Below are 1,331 nucleotides of genomic sequence, written 5' to 3'. Positions count from 1 at the left end.
ACCGTTCTGGGCAGCGGGCAGGGCGGCGCGCAGGGCGCGCACCGTGGCCGCGAAGTGGGCGGAGCCGCCGTCGGGCAGGTCGTCGCGGGTGACGGAGGTGACCACCACGTGCGAAAGCCCCAGACGCGCGGCGCCTTCGGCCACGCGGCGGGGTTCGTCCGGGTCCGGCGGCGCGGCCTGACCGGGGGTGATGTTGCAGAAGGCGCAGTTGCGCGTGCACACGTTGCCCAGGATGAGGAACGTGGCCGTACCCGAAGAAAAGCACTCGAACATGTTCGGGCACTTGGCGCTCTGACACACGGTGTTCAGGCGTAGGTCGTCCACCAGCGAACGGGTATCCCCGTAGGTGTGGCTACAGGGCAGCTTTACCCGCAGCCACGGCGGAATCCGCAAAGATGGTGCGGAATTGCCGGGCACAGACATCCTTTACCTCCTGCATGGTGGGGGCATCGCCGCCCAGTTCACGGTGCAGCGACGTGGCCTGCGCGTCGGGCAGGCCGCACAGGGTGATCATTTCGAACAATGACAGGTCGCGCCCCACGTTCAGGGCGAACCCGTGGTACGAGGTCCAGCGGCGCACGGCCATGCCGATGGAGCATATCTTGCGGTTTTCGATCCACACGCCGGGGCGGCCTTCCCAGCGGGCTGCCGCCAGCCCGAAGTGTGCCAGCGTGGCAATGACCACTTCTTCGAGGTCGTGGAACATCTGCCGCAGGCCGCCGGGCCGCTTGGCCACCCGGAACACCGGGTAGGCCACCAACTGGCCGGGGAAATGGCAGGTGATGTTGCCCCCGCGCGAGGACTGCAGAAGGTCTATGCCCTGCGCGGCCAGCCATTCGCGGCCCACGTGCAGGTTTTCGCCCCCGCCGTTGCGGCCAAGGGTGATTACCGGGTGGTGTTCCAGCAGGTACAGGGTTTCTTCCGCCCCTGCGGCCACTTCCTCCAGGCGTGCCCGTTGCAGGGCGTCGGCCTCTGCGTAGCGGATGAGGCCCAGATCGATGATGTTCATGCGCGTGGTGTTCCGGTTGCGAAGGGCCGGGGGCGGTGGCGTCCCCGGCCTTGGAGTTTGCGATGGGCCTGCGTGGGCGTTGCGGACGCTGGCGCGGGGCGGTTGCCCCGGGCGTGCCCGTTAGTCGTCGCGCCGGGGCCTGCGCCGCCGTCCGTGATACTGGCCGTTGTCGGGCCGATCATCGCGGCGATCATCGCGACGGTCGTCCTCACGCGGTGCACGGCGATCATCCCGCCGGTCATCTCTGCGCTGTTCCGGGCGCTCTGGGCGGCGGTCCGTGCGCTGTTCGGGCTGCCCGTCGGGGCGGCGGTCGTTGCGGGGG

2 protein-coding genes are annotated in these 1,331 nt (G+C 69.2%); both read right to left on the bottom strand.

The features are described 5' to 3' along the window. On the bottom strand, positions 1-423 hold a 423-nt coding region (locus FVW27_RS15990), incomplete at its 3' end, for a radical SAM protein (protein ID WP_341806165.1). Then, the gene (gene lipB, locus FVW27_RS15985) at positions 353-1,009 is read right to left on the bottom strand and encodes a lipoyl(octanoyl) transferase LipB (RefSeq protein WP_167127021.1); all 657 of its coding nucleotides are present in this window, start codon (positions 1,007-1,009) and stop codon (positions 353-355) included. The genes lipB and FVW27_RS15990, both read right to left, overlap by 71 nt. Between the last annotated feature and the right edge of the window lie 322 nt (positions 1,010-1,331).

Source organism: Nitratidesulfovibrio liaohensis (genome assembly GCF_011682075.1).
Classification (GTDB): domain Bacteria; phylum Desulfobacterota; class Desulfovibrionia; order Desulfovibrionales; family Desulfovibrionaceae; genus Cupidesulfovibrio; species Cupidesulfovibrio liaohensis.
Note: the sequence above shows the minus strand (reverse complement) of the source record. Positions and strands in the feature narration are given on the sequence as shown.

Excerpts from the sequence above, each read along its gene's own strand:
- lipB (WP_167127021.1), bottom strand. The coding sequence starts at position 1,009 with ATGAACATCATCGATCTGGGCCTCATCCGCTACGCAGAGGCCGACGCC.